Source organism: Danxiaibacter flavus, from assembly GCF_041060425.1.
Classification (GTDB): Bacteria; Bacteroidota; Bacteroidia; order Chitinophagales; family Chitinophagaceae; genus Danxiaibacter; species Danxiaibacter flavus.
This window is the reverse complement of sequence record NZ_JAULBC010000006.1, coordinates 397,238-417,329: the sequence shown is the minus strand read 5'-3', so window position 1 is coordinate 417,329 and position 20,092 is coordinate 397,238. Positions and strand designations below refer to the sequence as shown.

General features: G+C 40.4%; 11 protein-coding genes and 1 riboswitch. Of the genes, 5 read left to right on the top strand and 6 right to left on the bottom strand.

The genetic code is table 11. The features are described from left to right. Positions 1-629 precede the first annotated feature (629 nt). A riboswitch (cobalamin riboswitch) is annotated at positions 630-834 on the top strand. Between the two features lie 435 nt (positions 835-1,269). Further along, positions 1,270-3,654, top strand: a complete 2,385-nt coding sequence (locus QTN47_RS18830; RefSeq protein WP_369330962.1) for a TonB-dependent receptor — start codon at positions 1,270-1,272, stop codon at positions 3,652-3,654. Positions 3,655-3,707: 53 nt separating this feature from the next. Here the strand turns inward: QTN47_RS18830 and QTN47_RS18825 are convergent, their stop codons facing one another. The 3 genes from QTN47_RS18825 to QTN47_RS18815 form a co-directional block, all read right to left on the bottom strand. After that, positions 3,708-4,163: a FlgD immunoglobulin-like domain containing protein gene (locus tag QTN47_RS18825; protein WP_369330961.1), complete on the bottom strand. Its 456-nt coding sequence runs from the start codon at positions 4,161-4,163 to the stop codon at positions 3,708-3,710. Positions 4,164-4,362: 199 nt separating this feature from the next. Next, positions 4,363-5,670 carry a vanadium-dependent haloperoxidase gene (locus tag QTN47_RS18820; RefSeq protein ID WP_369330960.1) on the bottom strand — a complete coding sequence of 436 codons (1,308 nt, stop codon included), beginning with the start codon at positions 5,668-5,670 and terminating at the stop codon, positions 4,363-4,365. Between the two features lie 139 nt (positions 5,671-5,809). After that, positions 5,810-6,364, bottom strand: coding sequence for a hypothetical protein (locus tag QTN47_RS18815; RefSeq protein ID WP_369330959.1), 555 nt, complete (start codon positions 6,362-6,364; stop codon positions 5,810-5,812). A gap of 204 nt (positions 6,365-6,568) precedes the next feature. Between QTN47_RS18815 and QTN47_RS18810 the strand changes: the two genes are divergently transcribed. Both QTN47_RS18810 and QTN47_RS18805 read left to right on the top strand, forming a co-directional pair. Further along, positions 6,569-9,697, top strand: a complete 3,129-nt coding sequence (locus QTN47_RS18810) for a ligand-binding sensor domain-containing protein (protein WP_369330958.1) — start codon at positions 6,569-6,571, stop codon at positions 9,695-9,697. After that, on the top strand, positions 9,694-10,329 hold the full coding sequence (locus QTN47_RS18805) for a response regulator (RefSeq protein WP_369330957.1): 636 nt from the start codon (positions 9,694-9,696) through the stop codon (positions 10,327-10,329). The genes QTN47_RS18810 and QTN47_RS18805 overlap by 4 nt, the downstream gene beginning before the upstream one ends. A gap of 333 nt (positions 10,330-10,662) precedes the next feature. On the opposite strand, the gene QTN47_RS18800 is transcribed toward QTN47_RS18805, so the two are convergent. Further along, positions 10,663-10,941, bottom strand: a complete 279-nt coding sequence (locus QTN47_RS18800) for a SemiSWEET transporter (protein WP_369330956.1) — start codon at positions 10,939-10,941, stop codon at positions 10,663-10,665. A 94-nt stretch (positions 10,942-11,035) separates the two neighbouring features. After that, complete coding sequence (locus QTN47_RS18795; RefSeq protein WP_369330955.1) at positions 11,036-11,221, bottom strand: hypothetical protein; 186 nt, start codon at positions 11,219-11,221, stop codon at positions 11,036-11,038. A gap of 525 nt (positions 11,222-11,746) precedes the next feature. On the opposite strand from QTN47_RS18795, the gene QTN47_RS18790 reads away from it, so the two are divergent. Both QTN47_RS18790 and QTN47_RS18785 read left to right on the top strand, forming a co-directional pair. Next, positions 11,747-13,156, top strand: coding sequence for an MmgE/PrpD family protein (locus tag QTN47_RS18790; RefSeq protein WP_369330954.1), 1,410 nt, complete (start codon positions 11,747-11,749; stop codon positions 13,154-13,156). A 154-nt stretch (positions 13,157-13,310) separates the two neighbouring features. Beyond that, on the top strand, positions 13,311-15,533 hold the full coding sequence (locus tag QTN47_RS18785) for a hypothetical protein (RefSeq protein ID WP_369330953.1): 2,223 nt from the start codon (positions 13,311-13,313) through the stop codon (positions 15,531-15,533). A 197-nt stretch (positions 15,534-15,730) separates the two neighbouring features. Here QTN47_RS18785 and QTN47_RS18780 read toward each other — a convergent pair whose 3' ends face one another. Beyond that, positions 15,731-18,304 carry a bifunctional YncE family protein/alkaline phosphatase family protein gene (locus QTN47_RS18780; protein ID WP_369330952.1) on the bottom strand — a complete coding sequence of 858 codons (2,574 nt, stop codon included), beginning with the start codon at positions 18,302-18,304 and terminating at the stop codon, positions 15,731-15,733. Between the last annotated feature and the right edge of the window lie 1,788 nt (positions 18,305-20,092).

Below are 20,092 nucleotides of genomic sequence, written 5' to 3'. Positions count from 1 at the left end.
TTTTATGATTGTTTCCCGAACAGGCGATTTGATATTTGCGGAAGCCAGAATCCCGGCATTGCTAAAATCTACGCTTTGGGCATTAATCATCTCCGTAAAAAACAATGTAAGAAGCACAATGAATAATTGGGAATAGAGATGGCAAGTTTTCATTAGTGTATAAATTTTAGTTGCGTTTTGGCTATTGTCATTGTATTGAGGGTGTTTAAAGGCGAGCTCTGCATAGCCATGCGTAACTCACCACCCGTATTTTTTATCTTCCTAATTCCAGGAAAGATCGCACGTTTATAACTGCCACATCTTACCTGTTTATCCATTTGCACATTTACTCATTTGCACATTTACTCATTTGCACATTTACCATTTGCACATTTACTCATTTGCACATCCGCACATTCTCCTATTTGCTCAAACGCCTGCTTCCCATTCCAATACACAGCCCAATCACAACCATGGTCAAGTCAAAAAGCGTTAGTTTCTGTTTGGAACTCATAAATAAAGAATAACCTTAAATATAGGGAAAGAAGAGGAAGATAATTGAAAAATTGACAAGTGAAAATTGAAAATGATGGATTCCTGGCCGTGAAAATTCATTGTGAATTTTCAATTCCCCCTTTTTAATTATCCGTTATTTATGCCGCGGATTTCGCTGGCGAATGCGCCGTTAAAAGGGAAGTCCGGTGTAAATCCGGCGCTATCCCTGTAGCTGTAAGCTTTACGATCAAGATGCAATTCATCCTTGTTCAACATCAGGATCTTCATACCACTATATTTAAACGGGAAGATGTTCATATGTAAGCTAGCCAGAAGACCTGCCAAACACCACACACAATCGCTGGGCTATCGGGTGAAAAGACGGAGATGCAAACTTGTAGCTTTCTTAGTTTCTGCATTTGTCGTATTCCGGCTATTCTCAGCCTTTGTAACATACAAAACTCAATGTTATTGGGCTTGTGCCATCCCCCATGGATGCGAATTTGATAGCGTTACACCTGTCTACATTTTGAGATTGTGTTTTTATCCATATTGTATCCGTGACGGATCAGGTTTTTAATCTTTGGGGGATGTAGAAGATTAAGCATACACCTCTCAGAGCATTTGGCAACCGCGCCATCAGGCATCCGATTCTATTGACAATGAGGAGGAATTTCTCTAGCTTTACCAAACGACTTGAAATTGCTGCAAGCCTATCAACTTACCATTTTATCATTCTTATATAGTCGCCAGAGTTAAAAATCAAGTTAACCGACTTAAGTATAAAATGCAAGTATGAAACTTTTTCTAATCCCTTTTCTTCTACTCCTGCCCTCTTATGTTTTCTCCAATGAAAATAATGGGACCATTCGCGGTACTGTTTCAACTTCAGATGGAATGCCAGCTGCTTTTGTAAGTGTCCGGATAGAAAATTCCGGCAAAGGGGATATTACTGATGATCAGGGAAATTTTGAGATCAAAAAATTAAGCCCCGGGAATTGTATTCTTCGCTTCTCATTACTAGGGTATGTTGATAGTACAATCAATGTACATATAAAACAAAATGAAACAACTTTTATTACCGTACAACTTGATCAAACATATGCGGAACTAAAAAAAATAACGGTTGTTGCAAATCTCGATTCGAAACATGTTGAAATAAAACCTTCGGAATCATTGCGGCTGAATTTGCCACTTAATGAGATACCACAAAACATTGCGGTAGTTACTCATCAAACGATGGCAGATCAGGGCTTGTTATCCACAACAGAAGCAACACGCAATGTCAGCGGCGTTGAAAAAATCAATGGTGGATTAAATGATTATTCATTAATAATTCGTGGAACTGACGCAACCTATAATGTAGTTCGCAATGGCGTCGGCAATTTTTGGTGGAACCAGCAGGAAGACGCAGCTATGTTGGAAAAAATCGAACTCATAAAAGGACCCGCCGGCTTTATGATGAGCGAAGCCGAACCAGGGGGCATTGTGAACATAGTAACTAAACAACCGTCGAAAGAATCCATATCTAATATAAATGTGGGGTTCGGAAGCTACAATATGATTCGGCTTACTGCAGATATTGGTGGCACGTTTTCAAAATCGTCAAAATTTTCATATCGCTTTAATGCAGGCGTTCACCGTCAAAACAGATCATTTCAATTCGGGACAGCATCAAGGTATTTTGTATGTGCTGCCGTAAAATATGACCTTACTAAAAAAATATCTTTTACTGCCGAATACAATTTAATGAAAGCCGAAACAAAGGGAAACAATACCGACCTCCCTTCCATTGATGGCAAAATGCTCATGCTCCCAAGGAATTTTGCAGTAGCAGATGCCAGTACTGACAAGGTAGCACCCAGTGATAATTACTTCCGTATCCATTTTAAACACATCTTCAATGATAACTGGCAGTTGAATGCCCAACTTGCTTATATCGACGGCTCATATATTTTTCATTGGTTACAAACGGATCCATCTTTACAAGTGACAAATGATACATTATATAGGTATGTCAATCATGAGGAATGGCGAAACTTTTCTAAAGTAGCACAGTTTTTTTTTGACGGTAAATTTAAAACAACTGCAAAGATTGAACACAAGCTTTTGTTGGGGATTGATTGTTACAGCGCCGGCACAGATGATCAGATTAAAGATACTTATGGACAAAAAAAGTTCGGATTATACATCCCCAGGCCGCAATATTATCTGCCTGTTGACTCTTTGAGAAATACGCAATTCTCTGACACGTTCTATCAGAAAGTAAGATTCAACAATGTCACCATTTATCTGCAGGATCATATAAAAATTGCAGAAAAATTAGTGATTACCCTGGCCGGCCATTTTACACATGCAACTTTTTATGACACCGGAACTTCCGTTCCCGATTATCAAAAAAACAATATCTATAATGTAGTTACGCCTCGCATGGGATTAACCTGGTTATTTACAAAAGACATTTCAATATATGCAATGTATGATCAGAGTTTCGCGCCGGAGATTGCTCCCGTGTATAATCATACCCCCTTAAGGCCACTTACCGGCAGCGATATAGAAGCTGGAATGAAGGCATATTTTTTTGACAAAAAATTGAATATAAATTTTTCCGTTTTTCAGATCACAAAGAATAACACCTTATCAGCAGATCCGGCCCATCCTGGTTTTAATATTCAAACCGGACAGGTAACAAGCAAAGGAATTGAAGTTGATATAAACGGAAATATTACACATTCGCTAACTATCGCAGGAAACTATGCATACACAGATGCAAGAATTACCAAAGATAGCAGCGGCCTTGTTGGCTTAAGAATTTTCGGCACTCCAGATCACTATGCTAACCTGTGGCTAAAATACATTGTGCTACATCACAAATCAGGAGGCCTGTCATTTGCAATTGGATACCAGCATATGGGTAAACGAAGCGCTGTAGATCCAGGTTGGGCCTCCGGCGATCCTGTCAATTATTTACCTGTTTACAATTTGTTTGATGCAGCATTAAGCTATAGCATTAATAGATTCAACATCTGTTTAAATGTATACAACCTCACCAATACCGACTATGCCGCAATGGGTTATTTTAACTCCGCTATCAAGGAATGGCGATATACGCCGGGTGAACCAATTAATTTCAGGCTGAGTATTGGAATTAATTTAGTACATCTCAAAAAAAGCAAATAACATTTGAGAATTGCCTTCCCACAATTATTTTAATGAGCATTCTTTAAATCCGGTCAGCTGACAACAAACAATTTTCTTGTTTGCATTTTATTTCCTTCATTCAATTGTATAATATAAATCCCTGTAGCTACCGGGCTCCCGTTTTCATCCTTTGCATTCCATAAAAACTGATGTACACCTTGTTGCACACTTTCAGTAAGAAGCGTCCTGACCAACCGTCCTGCTATATCATATATTTTAACGGAACCAGCTTTCGCTTCATCCATTTGAAATCTGATTACTGCGAATTGAGAACTTTCGGCAGAAACGACTTCATCGGCAGATTCGATAAGAAACGGCTGACAATGAGAACAATACCGAACACAATACCCGGATGGTGCGCATGCATAACCGATCGGACATTTACCGTTATGACATTTCTTTTGAGCATTTACAGAATCTGCCAAAGTGAAAAAGGTTATCGCAAGGATAATAAACTGTAACACTTTCTTTAATTGTTGTTTTTTCATTTTATTGGTTTTAGTTATGATTAAAAAATACTTTAGAGCCATCATTTTTTTTCGTTACAACAGAATTGCCAGCCCGAATCTTCAGCAGAAATGTCCCATCAAGCAACGGCGTTTCCTTTTAGTTTTGGCCGCACGGGATATGTTATATGTGAGTCCTGATATTCTTCCAACATAAACTACAGCTCCGCAAAGACCTCTATCAATCATCATTCCTTAAAGCCAGAGCCACCAACACATTTTTACTAACAGCGGTGCCGCAGATTGCCCCTGCTTTAATAGAAGGTAAAAAGTGTATGCCACCATAAAATCGTGAATTTCCGGCTTCAGTTGCAGCTGCTATAAAGCTTGTATAAGAACGGGGAGCAAGCCCGACATTATCGTACGTGTGATCGGTAAATGGCACATTACCCAGGTAATGCGTTAACACTGTCGCTGCAGCGTAAGAGAGCGTTGAGTGAGCTGCAGGATATTCCGGATGTGCAGGCGTTGTTATAAATGAGGTCCAGTCAGGGCTTCCCAAATAAAGCCGAATATAGCTTACGGGGCGAATCCGATTATAGGTGTATTTGGCTTTCCAACAAGAAATAGAAGCATCATTCATAGCTATCGACATTCCTGCATAAATAGCCGCCGATCTTATCAAAGACAGATCAAGTTTTGTAATCATTTGCGATAAGATTGAAGCCCAGTGACCGAAGGCTGTAACATATTTTCCATTTGGCGAATCGTCCCAATGACCGGCCATATCTTTTTGATCAGTTGTAAGATTTTGAGACGCTGCAAAAAGATCGTTTGCCATGTTATAAAAAGGCGATGCGGGTTGTACGCTAAACGGAATAGGTGCAGGTGCAAGCGTATTATCAATACTGCCGGAGATGATGGTTTTGTTGTCTCCCCAATAAGGAGCCGCTGGTACTGCAAATGCAGGCGGTGTTGGTACCCACAAACTGTCGCCTGTGGGTGGAACATAGGGTGGATGAATATTTGCTGAGCCATCTTGCATGGACCAGTTTATAATTGCCTGTGCTAGATTATTTCCAAATTCATTTCCTGCTGTTACCGCAGCCTGACTGTACCTGGCAATATTTACCAGTTGCTCGTTTTCAGCCGCTTCCAGAGAGTCGATGATTGGGAGGTTAATTTTGTTACCGCTGTAAAAAAACCGCATAAGCGATGCATAAGCTGAATTGCCTGCTGCAATCCAGCACAACTGGGTTGTTTGCGGCGCAGGCAGGTTGTTCAGATTTTGAAGCCGGCCGGCAATAGACTGATGTCCGGGCGATCCCGGCACAAGGGACTCATAAAATGCGATGCTTGTGTACGCAAAATGCCTTGAATAGGCAACGTGCGAAAGGCCTGTTGTGTTTTTTATTAATCTAAGATGTACAGCTATCCAATCTGTCAATAACTTGCCAGTGCCTTTTGCATTTTGGGGAAGTGTGAACTGGTCCTGCTTTGTGCATGCAACCATGCAAACAATAAGAGTCGAAATAACTAATCGTTTCATATAAAAGAATTTAGGTGAAAAAGGGCGAAATGAATGTTGATTTAGGGAGTTTCATTTAGGAATATTGTGACCGAACTGAGTTCATAGAATCACCATTGCCTCTAAATCCAACCTCGGGTGTAAGGACTGAATAATCACGTTATGGTGCTATTTTAAAATAAGATATTACTGCGTTATAGTCATTCCAATTGAGTCCCGCGGTGTTGGCCGCCGCTTTTAAGACAGGAGGCACGATTATGCAACGAAACTGATTATTGCAATAACCGTAGGAGACGGAGAACGGCGACAAGAAACGTATTCCTGCTAAAGAATCGTAAACTGTAATATTGGCAACCTGGTCTTTGAAATATGTTCTTCGCACAACTGACACGGTGTGGGTACTAAAAAAATGTAGGTGTGGTAATGAATAAGGCTGAGACAATTCACCAGCTCTCCCGAAAACAAGAACTTTCCCATTTTTTAAAACGTCGGCGGTCAGTGCAAGAGGTGTTCCACTAATGACTTTGTAGATCTTTACTAAAGACGAGCATGGAACGCTGGCTGATAGCCAGCCAGAATAGCTGGCTTTTTCTATGATCCTTTCAGCGACCTGGTCTTTAACTGTTTTTTTCGCAGGATCTACTCCTGTCTTGGTACAGGCATTTGATAGTAAAAAAATATCAATAACAAGTAACACGGTTAAGATGTTTTTCATACGAATAATTTGAGTTGTGAAGAACGTTGGAAAAGTCACCATTCGAAAAAATAGCCGGGTCGTGATGCAAAGTTCTGACGGCATGTCCTTGTTGTCAATCGCAGAAGTTAGGCATTGTGTTACCTGTATGTTACCTTAATCACATATTTATGTGATAACACAGATAGTAGCAATAATTTTATCTTTGCAAAACAACTTCTCAAATTGAACAGACTAATCCCCTGGAAAAACACCCTGCTAAAGGCTGCTTTTTTAAAAGCTGCTGCAGTACTTTTTTGGGGGATTGCTCCTTCGCCGTGCCTGGCTCAACCAGCATTAAATAACATTCGCTTCAATCACTTTAGCCAGGATCACATGTTATCGCAGACAATTTTCACTTCAATCTTACAGGATAAAAAAGGGTACATGTGGTTCGGAGCTTATAACGGACTGATTAAGTTTGATGGATACGCTTTCACTTCATTTCGCTATGACCCTTACAATAAAAACACATTACCGCTTAACGATGTAACTAGTTTGTGTGAGGATAGCAACCGTAGCATTTGGATGACGGGCAATAAAGGCCTTTGCAAGTATAATACACAAACCGAAAAATTCACATTTTATGATCAGAATAAAATAGCCCCAACACCGGCTAACGGTAACTGCCTTGCCGTAGATAAAAATGGAAGAGTCTGGATTGGAACAAATACAGGTGTATACTTTTACGAATCATTTTCAGATAAATTCGTGAACCTTAACTCGCTTATTGGTAATGATAGCTTAATCGGCCAGAACGTAATTTGTTTGATGATCTCCCGGGAGAATATGCTTTGGATAGGGACTTCAAATGGCATTAATATTTTTGACCCTGCCCGCAAAAAGCTCACACGCTTTCTTCCACCGGCCAAAGCACATGAATCACTGGGCCGGGAAGTGATATGCATGCTTCAGGATCATGAAAATAATATATGGATCAGTTTATGGAACAAGGGGCTATTCCGTTACAATGCTCAGACGAAGGTTGCAAAGGTTTTTCGTCATTCCAATGCGAATTTTAATTCCCTTGGCAGCGACGCTGTAAACGCATTAATTGAAGACAGTCGCCATAGAATTTGGGCAGGAACATATACAGGCGGCGTTAGCATATATCGGCACGAGACAGAAGATTTTCAAACCTTTCATGCTGATGGCAGTGATAAATATTCGCTTACTTCCGATGAGGTTAAATACCTGTACGAAGACCGAAGTGGTGTGTTATGGATCGCAACGGCCGGGGGCGGGTTGAATAATTGCTATATCTCCGAAAAAAAGTTTAGCCTGTTTCAAAATTATGATAAGGCATATGCGTCTCATTTTCCCCTTGGTATGTATAAAGATCGGAAAGGCAGAATATTTATGACAACATTCGGTGTAGGTGTGCAGGAATTTAGTGCGGTATCCGAAAGCTTTAAAGGCTATAAAATTGCAATGAGAAACAATGCGATTACAGGCTTTAATTTTTGCTATGGAATGGAATGTGACTCCGACGGAATCTACTGGGTAGTAAGTTTTGATGAAGGACTTTTGATGTTAGATCGTGCAACAGGTAAACTATTACCTGTTCATTCTACATTTAATAACAAGGATACAACGCTTCACAATCAGTGCAACTCCATAGTGGAAGACAACGATAAAAAATTATGGATCGGAACAGAACACGGACTAAAATATTATGATTTGAGAACGAAGCAGTTCCTGAGTTTTGAAAATTTTCATCGCGATACCAATCATTTAAGTACAGATAATATTGCTGGATTGCATTTTGATTCAGATGGTATATTGTGGGTGACGGGAACAAACGGTATTACCATGTTGAATACTACATCGGGAGTAATTAAAATTTTCAGTCACGATGATCAGAACGCAAACTCCATTTGCAATAATATAACGCACTGTTTCTATGATGATGGGCAGGGTATTATCTGGATTGGCACACAAGGAGGTTTAAGCAGATTTGAGAAAAAGACTGAAAGTTTTGTCAGTTTTACCACCAGAGATGGGCTGCCGGATAATTCAATTATAGGCATTGTTGCGGACGATGATTGTAACCTTTGGTTAACTACAAACAGGGGGCTTTGCAGGTTCACACCGTGCATAGGAAGATCACCACAGTCCATCTGCAGGAATTATGATATAAATGATGGCCTGCCCGGGGATGAATTCAATTTTAATGCTTGCGTAAAAGGTGATGATGGCAGGTTGTATTTTGGTTGCAACGTTGGTCTGCTTGCCTTCAGGCCAGGCGAATTAAAAGACAATACTTATATTCCTCCAGTGGTCATTACGGGTATTAATATTTCAAATAGATCATTTGACTCAGGCGATTCAATAAATATTATTACTTCACCGGTTGATGAAATCGATCATCTTAAACTTTCATACCGGCAAAACGACATTTCATTTGTTTTTGCAGCGTTGAGTTATGTGCATCCCGAAAAAAATCGTTTTGCTTATATGCTTGAAGGCTATGATAAGAATTGGATATTTACAGATGCCGCCAAACGTCTTGCCAACTATACCAATCTTGATGCAGGCAGCTATACATTTAAAGTAAAAGCAAGTAACAATGATAATATGTGGAACGAAGTGCCAGCTGTTATCACGTTTACAATTGCTCCGCCCTTTTGGAATACCTGGTGGTTCAAGGCCTTGTTGGTTGCTTTAGTAGTAGTTGCATTGTATGCTGTTTATCGCTACAGAGTACAACAGGTCATTAAACTGCAGACTATAAGAAACAATATAGCGAGCGATTTGCATGATGATATCGGTTCAACACTTAACAGTATATCCGTATTGAGCGAGGTGGCTAAACTGCAGGCCGGAAAATCTTTGCCGGCGCTGGATGAAATTGGCGAGAGTTCGCGAAAAATTGTTGACGCCATGAGTGATATTGTATGGACGATCAATCCGGAAAATGATGATTTTGAGAAAATTGTTTCCAGGATGCGCTCATTTGCATACCAGGTACTTAAAGGTAAAAATATACAGTTTAATTTTTTGATTGAAGGCGACATCAGCGGAATAAGTATGCCCATGGAGGTACGCAAGAATTTTTATCTCATATTCAAAGAAGCTACAACTAATGTGGTTAAGTATTCGCAAGCCTCTCACATTAGGTTTTTGATCTCTAGAAATGAGTCACTTGTTTACATGCTTATCAGGGATAACGGCGTTGGTTTCAACAGGGATAAGCTCGACGCCGGCAATGGTTTAAAAAACATGCAGCGCAGAGCGAAAGAAATTAACGCAATCCTGATAATTGAAACTGCAACAGAAGAAGGTACAAGTATTGAACTGAAATTAAAGATATGATTAAGGTCGCTCTTTTCGAGGATAACAAATATTTACGAAACGGATTGTTTCAGCTGATTGATGGCACAAGCGGTTTCTCATGCGTAGGTGCATTCTCTAACTGTGATAAGCTAGTTGAAAAGCTTAATCAATCCAACCCTCATGTGGTGCTGATGGACATAGAAATGCCCGGCCTGAACGGCATTGAAGGAGTTGCACTGATAAAAGAATATTTTCCTTCAGTTAAGGTATTGATGGATACAATTTTTGATGATGAAGATAAAATCTTCAATGCCATTTGTGCCGGTGCTGATGGATATATTCTAAAAAATACGTCTCCTGCCGGAATACTGGAAGCAATCAGGGAGATTTATGAAGGAGGGAGCGCCATGACACCTTCTGTTGCAAACAAAGTGCTTAAAATACTAAAAGACAAGGAGTCAAGAAAAGTACCAACGAATTTTGATTTAACCCTACGGGAAAAAGAAATTCTAACCTGCCTTGTTGAAGGTCTTAGCTATAAAATGACTGCTGATACATGCGCCGTAAGTATCGATACAGTAAACGCCCATGTGAAAAATATTTACAAAAAACTACAGGTACATTCCAAAAGTGAGGCTGTTGCTAAAGCTATCAAAAACAATTTAATTTAATAGTTTCCGAAGTTCAAATCATTTTCTTTTTCGATGAGCACGCATATATTTTTTTCATAAATACCTTTCCCGCAATGCCTTTGCAATTATCTTGTTTTTTTGGGGGGCAGAAACAGGTAATGTTGTGGTATATCGAAACAAAAAACTTGGACGGGGAAGCGATATACTCACAAGGTGTTGCAACCGGTGCACGCGATTCTAATGATGCTTTCCTGCCATGGGCAAAATAGCTCTGAGGCACCTGTACAACCCGTGTAACCTGCCTGATATTTCGCGGACAAACCGTAGATGCTACCCGGCAATCTTGTGGCAAATTATGAAGAAGCCTGGTGATTATTGATTTTTGCGCTTGTAAATAATGGTGCATACCATTACTGCTATATTTACGAGCGCCGAAAATGAATTGGTTACAACAATTGGATAATCTTTTTTCATAACACCGTAAATCACCCATAGCAGAAGACCTGTAACCAGTATAGCCAGTGTTACAAAAGAAATATCGTCTGCTTTTTTCTCTCTTAACATCTTGAACAACTGGGGCAATAAAGAAACCGATGTGCACACACCGGCCGCAATACCTGTAAGTCCTGTGATTGAGCCTGCTATGTCCATAATCGCGTAGTTGTTTTTAGAGTTAAGATTCGGGAGCTCACAGGTACATATCGTCTTTTTTGAAAACCGGATCATCCGGCCGGATAACCACATATTATCCGGCAGAATTGTCGTGCAGAATATTTTTATATGGGACAGGATAACCATCCTCTTCCACATATTCCTGTAGATCCTGGTTTATACCCTTGTCCGACATGTCATTGGCAATAGTGCATTGATTGTCGCATAACATTTTATCTGGCCTTGCAATTTTATTATCCCTATATGTAGTCTCGTACACTCTATATTTTTTTGATCTCCATAAAATGCCAAGCCAAAGCTTTAGCAGTGAAGCATTTAAACAGATCGCAGCAAACGCCATTCCAACCGGAAAGGCTTTATCTGTTCCTTTTTTTTGGCTGGAACTTTCCTGGTTCTGCAGATATGATAACTAACCAGATCCTTCTTGAAATATTGATGAGCACTAAATCTTCAACAAAACACTGTGTAAAAATTCCACAACCGTAAATGTTTTTCAGAAGTGAGCAGACCTAAAGTTTTTTCACTAAGCATACGATATTCATTTGTTATGGCACTGGCGATATAGCGATTTCACCGCAATTATTTGCTTTCAAAAAAAACTAAAGTTTATTTCTAAGCCGCTGTTCCTTTTGTGAACTACAGCATCCACAAGAAAAAAGCAGAATGCAAACGGATCTTGATAATAAAAGTGCTGTAAAACTGTTCAAGACAATGTGGCTATTAGTGGACGATCGCGACCGCCGTTCGAAATTGAAAGGCATCATTTTTGCCTCGCTCCTATTTTATGAAACACGATGAAGAACTGCAGAATAAACAGATAGCCAGGTTTGCGTTATCTAAAACATTTTCAGACATCCCACCTGATATCGTTGATCAGTTAAAGCGTCACCTTCTTGATTCTATCGGTTCATTATTGCATGCTACGAACAAGCCAAGTATATTAAAACTTGTAAAACAGATACAAACTATGAGTGAGGGTGGCAGATGCAAAGCTCCGTTAGTTAATCAAACCTCATTTGACAGGGCTGCACAATTGTTTACAGCACTTATCAGGTATCCGGATTTTATGGATAATTACATGGGCAAAGAAGCGACATGTCACCCAAGCGATAACCTGGGATCGTTATTAGCTACTTCGCAATTCAGGAGGACCAGCAGCCAGGATTTTCTAACGGCAATGGCAGTCGCTTACGAAGTTGAATGCCGCCTCGTTAATGAGATCCCGGTAATGAAGGAAGGTATCGATCATACGTTGTTTCTGGCTTATTCGATAACAGTGGCCGTTGCACGGCTGATCGGCCTTAATGAACTGCAAACGGCACATGCACTTGGAATGGCCGGTACATCTATCAGTCCTATGGTTACAAGCAGGGCTTCTTACACTTACGAATGGAAAGGTTTTGCATCATCGCTCGAAGCGCTCAATTGTACAGGTATTGCATTTCTTGCAGCGCAAAACCTCACTGGTCCTATCGCTCTGTTTGAAGAGCCAAAAGGCTTTAAAGATGTGTTTGATATGAAGCTGGATTTTGACTGGTGCACTGAATCATTTGAACTGCTTAGAAAATGCGTATTAAAAGAATACAATGCCGAAGTGCACGCACAATCAACAATTGAAGCTGTTTTGGAACTGCGAAAAAACAACAGGATTGATGTTGATCAAATCGAACGTATCGACATAACAACTTTTCTTACGGCCTATCATATAATAGGATCCGGCGCATATGGCGACAGAAAGAAAGTGGCAACCAAAGAACAAGCAGACCACAGCCTTTTTTACCTGGTGGCAGTAGCGATACTGGACGAGGACGTATGGCCGGAACAGTTGGAACCGGAAAGGATTGAAAGGAAAGATGTGCAAGACCTGCTGCAAAAGGTGCATGTGCAAACCAAATTTCCGCTGCACAAGCCACTATTATTGGCAGGCATGCTTGATCCGTTTACAGAGGCTTACCCGGAGGAAATGAAAACAAAGGTTGAAATTACTTTTAAAGAAGACGAAAAGATATCTGCCGAAAAAAATGATTATCATGGCTTCCATACAAGACCTTTTACATGGAATGATACCATTGAAAAATTTAAAAGACTGAGTAATGGTATCATTGATACGGATCACCAGGCGCGGATAATCGATGTCGTAAAAAACTTTGACCAGAGGGAAGTCGATGATTTGTTAGCCGTTATCTGCATATAAACGATAACCTGCCACAAATACGTTTGCTGTTCTCTCCAGATTTTTGATGAAATTAGTTTTTTGAATATGGCTTTCCTCCTCATCAAAATAAAAACCGCACTGGGTGACCGTACTATCTCTAACCAGCTTTTTTTCCTGACGAAAAATGTTGAATATGCTGCAAAAATCACCGTGGGCCATTGGAGCCATTACTTCGTTTAAAGATAAAGATCGAAACGTACGCTATACAAAGAGCTACGAGGGCTATAAGTTTGAGCTTATAAATACATTTGACAGTGTTTGGATAATGTTTCATCCAACCAAAACAGTACTTATAGGATTCAGACTTGTCTACGCCGCCGGTGGAAGCCTGGAAATTAACAGCCTAACGGAACACGCTAACGAAATTATATGCTCTGCCAGGTGCGCAACAGGCGTGTTTTCAAGCCGTGTAAAATGGAGCCGCAGTGCGGAGGGCGAACCGCTATTGCGTTACACTACTACATTAAAACCCGCGGAGGATGTGAGTATACCTTTCTGGCCACGCGACGTTTACATTGCGGGAACAGGTAAACTCAATGAAGTGAACGGAAAGGTACATGTAAGCCAGGAAGGCACGCGTTCCGGTCAGCTTTATTTCCGCATGACAAAACCGAACGCAGGGTCCATATTGTACCTGCAAAATCTTACAGCATTAAATGACTATTGCGAACAAACCAAAACATCATGCGCAAATGTTGTAGGCGGCAACTGGCCGGAACTCGGTTTGTCACTGCCGCCGACTACGGAACATCCAATCCTGGCCGGTAAAGAAATAACGATTTCGGATGCCATCGTGGTCTTTAGTAAAGACGCATCCCAGGAAGAAAGTGCAATGTCAAGGCAATTTCTGAATATGCTTGCCGACGCTTATTTGAGCCTGCCACTGCCAGCAACAAAATATCACGACTGGCCAAAAATACTTTCGTTGGGCCTTAGAGATCTGATCGACAGTCATGCCTGTTGGTCATACGTAAATGGCCATGCGTATTTTAATGCTTACACATGCGACTTTGTAACGCCTCCGGAAATAATGGTTCAACTGGCTATAATTTTACCCCTGGTGGATTACGAGGAATGGAACAATTCTAAAATTGAAACCGTTGATGAAATAACCGAAACACTGCCTGCATTTTATGATAAAGATTTAAAAACAATTATGCGATGGCTACCCGCGGCAGAAGATAAGCTTGATGGCAAGGAAGAACAATTACAGCCCAAGGTAATGGATTCGTGGTACCTCCACCATCCTTTGCTAAACCTTTCACGATTGGCACTCAAAGGCGTTGCTGTTGCAAAAAGGCTTTTTCTGGATTCGTTACCATATGCTATCAAAGTTGCGCATCACTTTAAATATGAGTGGCCGGTCTTCTACCAGATGGAAACGCTGGATGTGATTAAAGAAGAAACTGAGCCTGGCAAAGGCGGAGAAAAAGACGTGGCGGGTATATATGCTCACGTAATGCTACAGGCATTTGAGCTGACTGGATCCCGTAAATACCTGGCTGAGGCTGAAAAAGCCGCACAGACGTTAAAAGGGAAAGGATTTAGCCTGCTTTATCAGGCCAACAATACGGCCTTTTCGGCGGGTGCATTAGTCCGGCTTTATAAACTTACAGGAAAGAAGGTTTACCTGGATTTATGTTATTTATGTCTTGCAAATATTTTCAAAAACGTTCGGCTATGGAATTGCAGTTATGGATATGGAAGGCATTACCCCTCTTTTTTTGCATTGTTTCCGTTGAGCAATGCACCTTACACCGCGGTTTATGAAGAACAGGAGGTGTTTTGCGCGTTTCACGACTTTCTAAACGAGACTAACGGAATGAATATATTACCATCAGCAACATTGCTCATTACTGAATATATCCGTTTTCTTGTGTACCGGGCAGCCTATTACTATCCGCCGATGCTTCCTAAAGATATGCTTGCCGAAAAACCTAAAACCGGCGAAATTGATCCTAAGCTTTGGATCGCCCTTGAGGATATGCATGATGGCTGGGAAAAATGTGGCAGTGTTGGACAGGAAGTTTATGGTGCAGGCAATGCATTTGGAATTTTGCCGCGCCACTATGTGAAGGTACCGGATGAGCAATTCATGATCTATGCCGATTATCCGGTGCTGGATATTAAAAAGAGCAGGAATAAAATATCCTTTACTGTAATTGGCGATAAAAAGATGCAATGCAATCTCGCAATCGTTTCTGCAGGAACAAAACCTCCGCCGGTTAAAGTTACTGCACAAAATACAGCATTGAAAAATGGCCGGCGAAAAGGAGGTTCTCAGTTTTACACTATTAACGGAATGTCGCAAATTGTTGTATCATGGAAATCTTCTGTAAGAAAAAAAGCGAAGTGAAATGATAATCTTTTTGGGGGAATCATTAAAAGTATCAACAGCTACAAAACCCTTACTCAAGAGTCTATAATGCTTCGGAGTCAAAGCTTGCACTACTGCGCAGAGCCTTTCGCCTGGAAGAAAAATAGAATCTTCCTGTAACTGTAGATTACATATTTACAGGAAGACCCATGCTCGCACTTTTCACCTCTCCCCTCCTAGTCAACATCTTTTGAATCCACTTTCAAACCAAGAGCCTTTAAACCCTTTTGATGCGCGCCGAAGAAGGCTTTTGGAAAGGGCTTGTCACCATGTATGGTAGACCATACATACTCACTGAACAACAAGGCATCTTCATCTATAAGATCCGGCCTGGAGAAATCCATTCTCTGGGTAAGCGGGGCCAGCCTGGCAGTGGTTTTACTTTTAATTGCATTCTTAGGCGGATTCATCTCGTTGATGGGAATGGTTGGTGCCAGGCAATTATAGGCTGTATAATCGGGGTTCTGTTGAAAGCAATCGGTCATTAATGGTGCTGCGGCTACCAACTGGTTCATGGGCTGTACGCCGAAGATCTGGCAAATCGTATGCAGCACCGATGACTGATTGTAAAACTTACTGATGACAACATCGCGTTTTACGTACGGGCCTGCTACCATACATATTGAACGATGTCCGTCAACATGATCCGTGCCGCTTTGCGGATCATCTTCATTGATGAATATGGCCATATCCTTCCAAAAGGAACTTTTCGAAAGCGCTTCCACCACCCTGCCTGTTGCCCAATCATTATCTGATACATAAGCACGAGGAGTAGGCGAGCTTTCATTATAGCCCGAGGTATGATCATTGGGTAAATAAATGATGATGAATTCTGGCAGGCTGCCCGCTTTTTCGTATTCACTTAGTGCATTAATAAATGCATCGGCCCTGACCTGATCCGTAATATCCATGTTCCAGCCGGGATAACGCAGGTCACTGTACTTTTCCAGGCTTTTCATTGCATACACGCAATTGTAGCGGGCGGAATCGTTCTTATTTTTCCATGAATTATATACGTCGGTCCAGGTCTTTCCCTTTGTTATTTCAGCCAGATCTGTTTCTCCAAAATTTCTGAACGAGATGCCCTTGCGCAACATGTGATTCCAGATAAAACCACAACCGGCATAAGCCAGTGGATCCGTACCAAAATCATAAGCACAATGCCCCATTGAAAAATCTTTTTCATGATAGGGTGTTGTGATACCCTGGATCGCCCACTGATGGCCATCACTTGAGTTGACACCATTACAGTAATAATTGTCGAGCAGGACAAATTGTTTTGCAAGTTCATGCGTGTTGGGCGTGGTTGCTTTCCCAAATTCAACCAGGGTTGGATCACAGTTACCTTTTCCAAAATCACCAAGCACCTGGTCAAATTTTTTATTCTCCTTAATGATGTATACTACATGTTTGATTAATGACGGTTCTCCCGGGTTGACGGGAACAGGTTTAGGTGCAGCATTTGAGTTTGTCACGGCCGACGCCCTTAGCAATTCTATAAAATGAAATCCTTTCCTGGCCTCTGCCGTATACTGCTCAGCTTCCACCTTATTGCCCGGAAGTGAAACTTTTTGTAGCTCACCCTTCAAAGCAGTTACGTTTCCAATAAATAAATCATTTCCTGAAATGCTTATGGCTCCGGGGAAGCCTCCGGCTGCGATAAAACCATAAGGACCTTTCTGCGGGTTCTTCGGATCAATAAGTGCAATTGAATTATTGCCTGCGTTGGCAGCAAGCAATATCTTTCCTTCATTGCCAAACGCCAGCGCTGTAGTAAGGCTACCATAAGGAAGAGAAGGGTCCGGCTTCGTACTGATTGTTTGGTTGATTTTAAAGGTCTTTGCGTCTATCACACTGATACCGTCACCGCTTTCGTCTGTCACATAAAGTAATTTACCGTCGGGGGATAAAATCATCGATTCCGGCTGAATGCGCGTGATAACCTCGGCAATCTTTTTTCCTGACTGAATATCAATAACAGTAACTGAGCCACGCAAGGCCACTGAACGGTCATCTACAGCAACATCTGTCCCGGCTGACTTTTCTGTAACATCTCCCTTTTCAGGATGCGGGCCGCCAAAATTGCTTACAAATGCGCGTTTTTTATCCTTACTGAGGACTATTGCATAAGGGCAAACACCTACCGGGATCGTCTTTAACAACTTACCTTTTAAAAGATCAACGACAGCTATTTTATTGGTGATAGCAAGGGCCACCAAAGCAATGCCGTTATCGCACAATCCGATTCCCAAAGGGTTGGTTTTTTTATTGTTTTCAGAGAGATCAATTTTCTTTGTAAGTGTAAATTTCCCGGAGCTGCTAACATTACCCACATATAAATCCTTTTGCAGCCCGCTAAAATAAATAGTTGAATCGTTTTTGTCCACAGTAAGGCCATTCATTGAGCCAGCCTCTTTATCAGGATATTCAAAAGAATTTAATGTCTTAAAATCTTTTGCGTCGATAAAATAAAGCCGCCTGTTGGTTTTGGCAATAAGTAAATTGTGTTGATGTGCGAATTCAAGGTTCAATACCCGTGTTCCTTTTGCCAAACTAAGGCTTTGACCAGCCGGATTCAACAACTGACCATTCGCTAATAGTTTGTCGCCCGACAAAAAATGATTCCACGATGTATCTACAGGTTTTCTTATATCCGGTCTTGGCTCCGGAACGTCTGATATTACCTGTGCCTTTATGTTTTGAGTAGCCAATAAAAGGCATGCAAATAAAAAATACTGTCGTTTCTTCATATAGTTTGAGTAGATGTTTATCAGATAATGCACGAGTGTAATTGGGCAAAAGGCAAATATGCATTAAAAATATTACGGCGGCCTTCTTTCCAAAATGAACATATTTTTAATAAATCCATTTCTTCATGTTCGCAATACCTGTTTTATAATGGTTGCTATAAAAATACATGATTGTGTTAGCTGCGACCGCAATTTTACTTCATGAAAAAAATCACCGTTTTGTGAGCAGTGTAAATTGAGAGAAAAGTCTTAATTAAACGGCTTTGAATTAACGATAAACGTAGTTACTTGAATTATCCAGGTGTGCGGGTTGGAATGTACTAATAATTGTTAGCAGTTGCTTAAAAGAAAGTGTCGGCTTATTCGGCAGTCTATTTTTAAAAAAAATGGCCTTCTGTAGAAACAGACGACCTCTAACGATTGCTTGCCATATGAAAAAAAGTTCGAAATAATGTTGGTTATTTGAAAGTTCACTCTATCTTTAACAACCTTTAACGATTTGCCTTCGACGATTGCTTGCTTTTGAAAATCTTCACTTGAACTTTCAGGAACAAATTTAATTCAACAATTGTGCCTATAAAACACAACTTCAGTTCATTTTTATCATCGCTAACCACCCCTTTCCTCCTGAAACCATTAATAATATTAGGTTTGAGTCAATTTCCACTATGATGTCCAACAGAAATTATTGATATTAATTTCCGCCCAATAAGTTTAAAATACCAGCCGGGCAGGCAAAAGTCAACCACAAAAATGTGTTTTACTTCGGAAAGCTAACAAGTAATAGGAAAGGTATTCTTAATTGTCAATGAACAATCCGTTTCCTTTAGAAACACTAAGATTTATCAAGTACGATTTACGAAGTACGAAGTACCTGATTCAGGCTTGCTTCGTTTTTTGTAACCACTTAAGGAAACGACATTGAATGTACAATGGCTATAAAAAAAAATGGCCTTCTGTAGAAACAGACGACCTCTAACGATTGCTTGCCATATGAAAAAAAGTTCGAAATAATGTTGGTTGTTTGAAAGTTCCGCTTATCTTTATCAGACCTTTAACGATCTGCCTTCAACGATTGCTTGCTTTTGAAAATCTCTATCTGAACTTTCTGATACAAATTTAGCTCAATGAATATTCTCTTCATTTACAACTTATCTTCAGTTTTATCATCGCTAAGCAGTACTCATTCTTGAAAACAATTGATATTATTGGGTTTGACGAAATTCCCATCATGATGTCCAAAGCAATAATCCACTGTAAAATCTTAGCTTATTTTGTTGAATTGTAGTGCGGAAATGAAAAATTATCTGATTCAGCAAGTCATAGCTCCAGGAAACGTACAATAACACCAAGACAAACCACACACCACTTTAAATAAAAAAGGCCTTCTGTAGAAACAGACGACCTCTAACGATTGCTTGCCATATGAAAAAAGTTCGAAATAATGTTGATATGTAGAAAGTTCCGCTTACCTTTATCCACACCTTTAACGAATTGCCTTCGACGATTGCTTGCTTTTGAAAATTTCCCTGAACTTTCTGAATTGAAATTACTCAACAAAATCCTCTCATCATACATAATTTTTCTTCGTTTTTATTATAGCTAAGCGCATTTGAGAAAAGCTAAACGCTTGCTACTGTTGCGTTTCCGCGTTTTTCACCCATGATACCCAAAGCTATTTTGACACGAAATTCCGTACCATTTTTCTATAAAGCGGACAATTGTACTATAATTCAGAAGAAACAAATGCCTATCCAATTATGCTTCCGACTTTTTTAATGAACCTAT

Bases quoted from the DNA above. Each gene is read 5' to 3' on its own strand.
- QTN47_RS18830 (WP_369330962.1), top strand. From the start codon at position 1,270: ATGAAACTTTTTCTAATCCCTTTTCTTCTACTCCTGCCCTCTTATGTT.
- QTN47_RS18825 (WP_369330961.1), bottom strand. From the start codon at position 4,163: ATGAAAAAACAACAATTAAAGAAAGTGTTACAGTTTATTATCCTTGCG.
- QTN47_RS18820 (WP_369330960.1), bottom strand. From the start codon at position 5,670: ATGAAACGATTAGTTATTTCGACTCTTATTGTTTGCATGGTTGCATGC.
- QTN47_RS18815 (WP_369330959.1), bottom strand. From the start codon at position 6,364: ATGAAAAACATCTTAACCGTGTTACTTGTTATTGATATTTTTTTACTA.
- QTN47_RS18805 (WP_369330957.1), top strand. From the start codon at position 9,694: ATGATTAAGGTCGCTCTTTTCGAGGATAACAAATATTTACGAAACGGA.
- QTN47_RS18800 (WP_369330956.1), bottom strand. From the start codon at position 10,941: ATGGACATAGCAGGCTCAATCACAGGACTTACAGGTATTGCGGCCGGT.
- QTN47_RS18790 (WP_369330954.1), top strand. From the start codon at position 11,747: ATGAAACACGATGAAGAACTGCAGAATAAACAGATAGCCAGGTTTGCG.
- QTN47_RS18785 (WP_369330953.1), top strand. From the start codon at position 13,311: ATGCTGCAAAAATCACCGTGGGCCATTGGAGCCATTACTTCGTTTAAA.
- QTN47_RS18780 (WP_369330952.1), bottom strand. From the start codon at position 18,304: ATGAAGAAACGACAGTATTTTTTATTTGCATGCCTTTTATTGGCTACT.